This window comes from Pseudomonas sp. XP1 (assembly GCF_053557675.1).
Genome location: NZ_JBNRIJ010000025.1, coordinates 1 through 4,011 on the forward strand (window position 1 = coordinate 1; position 4,011 = coordinate 4,011).

At 65.2% G+C, this 4,011-nt stretch carries 4 protein-coding genes; 2 read left to right on the top strand and 2 right to left on the bottom strand.

From position 1 onward, the window contains the following. Positions 1–126 precede the first annotated feature (126 nt). Together ACK1U9_RS18975 and ACK1U9_RS18980 are read right to left on the bottom strand one after the other, a co-directional pair. Positions 127–543, bottom strand: coding sequence for a RidA family protein (locus ACK1U9_RS18975; RefSeq protein ID WP_085599032.1), 417 nt, complete (start codon positions 541–543; stop codon positions 127–129). Then, a complete protein-coding gene (locus ACK1U9_RS18980; protein ID WP_046615415.1) occupies positions 543–1,862 on the bottom strand; it encodes a flavin-containing monooxygenase in 1,320 nt (439 codons plus the stop codon). Before ACK1U9_RS18980 ends, ACK1U9_RS18975 begins: the two co-directional genes overlap by 1 nt. 370 nt (positions 1,863–2,232) lie before the next feature. Between ACK1U9_RS18980 and ACK1U9_RS18985 the strand changes: the two genes are divergently transcribed. After that, positions 2,233–2,910, top strand: a complete 678-nt coding sequence (locus tag ACK1U9_RS18985; RefSeq protein ID WP_108480122.1) for a DUF1028 domain-containing protein — start codon at positions 2,233–2,235, stop codon at positions 2,908–2,910. Further along, on the top strand, positions 2,903–4,011 hold a 1,109-nt coding region (argE, locus tag ACK1U9_RS18990), incomplete at its 3' end, for an acetylornithine deacetylase (RefSeq protein WP_449110089.1). The genes ACK1U9_RS18985 and argE, both read left to right, overlap by 8 nt.

The window sequence follows — 4,011 nt, forward strand, 5'->3', positions numbered from 1 at the left end:
GATTTCGCAAACCTTGAGGTCTGGCGCCGTACCTGTGGGAGCCCGGCTTGCCGGCGATGGGCTGCGCAGCAGCCCCAATAACACTGACTGTCAAATATCAGGGCAAGCCCGCTCCTGGTGATCCCGCTAGGCTTGGTCAGGCACCACGGCGATCACGTCGATCTCCATCAGCCACTCGGCCTGGGCCAACCCGGCCACCACCAGCCCGGTGGAAATCGGGAACACCCCCTTGAGCCACTTGCCCACCTCCTTGTACACCGGCTCGCGGAAGCGCGGGTCGGTGATGTAGGTGGTAGTCTTGACGATGTGCGACAGGTCCGAGCCGGCCTCTTCGAGCAGCTGCTTGACGTTCTTCATCGCCTGCTCGGCCTGGGCCCTTGGGTCACCCAGGCCCACCAGGTTGCCTTCGAAGTCGGTGCCGACCTGGCCGCGCACATAGATGGTGTTGCCGGCGCGCACCGCCTGGCACAGGTCGTTGTCCAGGGTCTGGTTGGGGTAGGTGGCCTTGGTGTTGAACATGCGGATGCGAGTATGGGTAGGCATCAGTGGGCTCCGAGGGTGCTGACGTTGCTGATCTTGGATTGTTGCTGCTCATCCGCCGCGCGTTGTTCGCGGTCGCGGTAGGCGGTATAGGTGCGTTGCGTGGCGATGTGACCGGCAACGTGCTTGGCGTCGTGCCACACGCCCCAGATGAACGACGAGCCACGGCGCGACAGCCACGGCAGGCCAAGGAAGTACACGCCCGGCTCGCGGGCCACGCCGCGTTGGTGCTGGGGCTTGCCGTTGGCGTCGAAGGTGTCTACCTGCAGCCAGCTGAAGTCGACACCGTAACCGGTAGCCCAGATGATGCTGGTGACGCCGGCCTTGGCCAGGTCCAGCTGCTGCAGCGGGTTGCGCATGCATTCAGGGTCGGCCAGGCGCTTGCGGGCTTCGGGCTCTTCCGGCAGGTCCAGGCCGTTGCGCTCGATGTAGGCATCGGCGGCATCCAGCAGGGCCAGGTAGTTTTCGTCGCCGCGGTTGATGTTCTCGACCAGGTTGTCCTGGAAGCGCGCCACGCCGTTCTCGAACGACTGGGTCAGGCCGACCAGGGTCATGCCCTGGTGGGCGAGGGCGCGGAAGTCAACGGTGTGGCCGCCACGTGCGCCACTGACGGCAATGGTCACGTGCTCGCGGCCAGGCTTGGCGATTTCCGCATCCCACTCACCCAGCACGCCCAGCCACCAGCAGAAGTCGCGGTTGCGGTAAGCACGTGGCGGGCGATCGTGGGCGCCGACCGAGAGGTACACCTGGCGCCCGGCACGCATCAGTTCTTCGGCGATCTGCACGCCGGAGGAACCGGCGCCGACCACCAGCACAGCGCCTTCTGGCAACTGCTCGGGGTTGTAATAGGCCGCGGAATGGATCTGGTGCAGGTTGCCGTCTTTCGGCGCGATGGCCGGGATCACCGGCTTCTGGAACGGGCCGGTGGCGGCGACCACGCGGTTGGCGCGAATCACGCCTTCACTGGTTTCGATGGTAAAACCGGGACGGTCGCTGTTGCGCAGCACTTTCTTCACTTCGATGCCGGTGCGTACGGGCAGGTTGTACTTGCGTACGTACTGCTCGAAGTAGTCGGCCACCTGGTCCTTGCCGGCGAAGGCGTCGGCGTCGAGGTTGAATTCCAGCCCCGGGAAGCGGTCGTGCCAGACCGGGCCGTTGGCCACCAGCGAGTCCCAGCGGCCGGTGCGCCAGGCCTCGGCGATGCGCTTGCGCTCCAGCACCAGGTGCGGCACGCCAAGCTTGCTCAGGTGTTCGCTCATGGCCACGCCGGCCTGGCCGGCGCCGACGACGAGGGTGTCGATTTCGAGGTTGTTCAGTGTCATGTCCGAGCCCTTGTTCAGGCGGTTTTTGTCAGGTCGGTTTGGAGGACCGCCGTTGCCTGGGGCCAGACTAGGGATGCCGTGGAATTGGCGAAAATAGTATTTAGCTGGGGTTTGCCGATAAAACGGCGAAGACCCTGGATTCTGTGGCTTGCGAGTTGGACGCAAAGGGGCCGCGCGCTGTGCCGACAGGATTGATTGGCCCGAAACAGATGTAGGAGCAGCCTTGGCTGCGAAGCGCCGCGCGGGCGGCGCTCGATCTCAGCCACAACAAAGTTTTTTCCTGCCTAACCCCTCGGAAAAAGGTCGTTTCGCCGGCCGAAAGGTTCAACCCAGAATGCCGTGTATCGCACAGCACAACAGGAACCATGACATGACTTTTTCCATCATCGGTCGTTGCCAGGAAACCGGCCAGGTCGGTATCGCCATCAGCTCTTCAAGCATCGCAGTGGGCGCCCGCTGCCCGTGGGTGCGTGCCGGTGTGGGTGCGGTCGCCACCCAGAACATCACCTTGCCGGCGCTGGGCCCGCAGATTCTCGATGCCCTGGAACAGGGCCAGTTGCCGCCTGCCGCTGCGCTGGACCGTGTACTGAGCGCCAATGGCTGGAGCGAGTACCGCCAGCTCACGGTGATCGACAGCCATGGCCAGGTGGCGCTGTTCACTGGCAAGGAAGCCTTGGGCACGCACTACGCCCTCGCCGGTGAGCAATGTGCGGCGGCAGGCAACCTGTTGGCCTCGACCCAGGTGATCGAGGCGATGGTGCAGGCCTTTGAACAGGCTGGCGGGCATCTGGCCGACCGCCTGCTGGCGGCCATGCACGCGGCGATGGCCGCAGGCGGCGAGGCGGGGCCGGTGCACTCGGCGGCGTTGAAGATTGCCGGCGAGCTGACCTGGCCGCTGGTGGACCTGCGCGTGGACTGGGCCGAGGCCGACCCGATCGCTGTACTCGATGGCCTGTGGCAGGCGTACCGGCCGCAGATGCAGGACTACGTCACCCGCGCCCTCAACCCGACTGCCGCGCCAAGCTACGGGGTGCCGGGCGATGAGTGAATTTGCCAGTCGCGCGCTGCTGGCCAGGCTGATCGGCTTTGCCACGGTCAGCCGGGATTCCAATCTCGAACTGATCGGCTTCATCCGCGACTACCTGGCCGAGCTGGGGGTGGAAAGCGAACTGTTCCATAACCCGGAAGGCACCAAGGCCAACCTGTTTGCCACCGTCGGCCCCCGGGACGTTGGCGGCGTGGTGCTGTCCGGGCATACCGATGTGGTGCCGGTGGACGGCCAGGCCTGGACAGTCGAGCCGTTTGCCCTGAGTGAGCGCGACGGGCGTCTGTATGGCCGGGGCACGGCCGACATGAAGGGCTTCATCGCTTCGGTGCTGGCGGCTGTACCGGCGTTTCTCGCCCAGCCGTTGCGCATGCCGGTGCACCTGGCGTTCTCCTACGACGAGGAAGTCGGCTGCCTGGGGGTGCGCTCGATGCTGGCCGCGCTGGAGCAGCGCCCGCACAAGCCACGGCTGTGCCTGATTGGCGAGCCCACCGAACTCAAGCCGGTGCTGGGGCACAAGGGCAAGCTGGCGATGCGTTGCCAGGTGCATGGCGCGGCCTGCCACTCGGCGTATGCGCCGTATGGGGTGAATGCCATCGAGTATGCGGCGAAGCTGATCGGCAAGCTGGGTGATATCGGTGATGCCCTGGCGTTGCCGGAGCATCACGACAAGCGCTTCGACCCACCGTTCTCCACTGTGCAGACTGGTGTGATCAAAGGGGGCAGGGCGCTGAACATCGTGCCGGCGGAATGCGAATTCGATTTCGAAGTGCGGGCCTTGCCGGGGTTCGAGGCGCAGGCAGTGGCCGACCAGTTGCAAACCTATGCCGAGGCCGAATTGCTGCCGCGCATGCGCAAGGTCAATGCCGCCAGCGCCATTCGCTTGCAGCCGTTGAGTGCGTATCCGGGGCTGGCCACCCCAGCGGATAGCGAGGCGGCTCGCCTGGTGGCGTTGCTCAGTGGTTCGGATGAGTTCGGTACGGTGGCGTTTGGTACCGAAGGTGGGCTGTTCGAACAGGCAGGCATCCCGACTGTGGTGTGTGGGCCTGGGAGCATGGACCAGGGGCACAAGCCGGATGAGTTCGTCAGTGTCGAGCAGTTGCG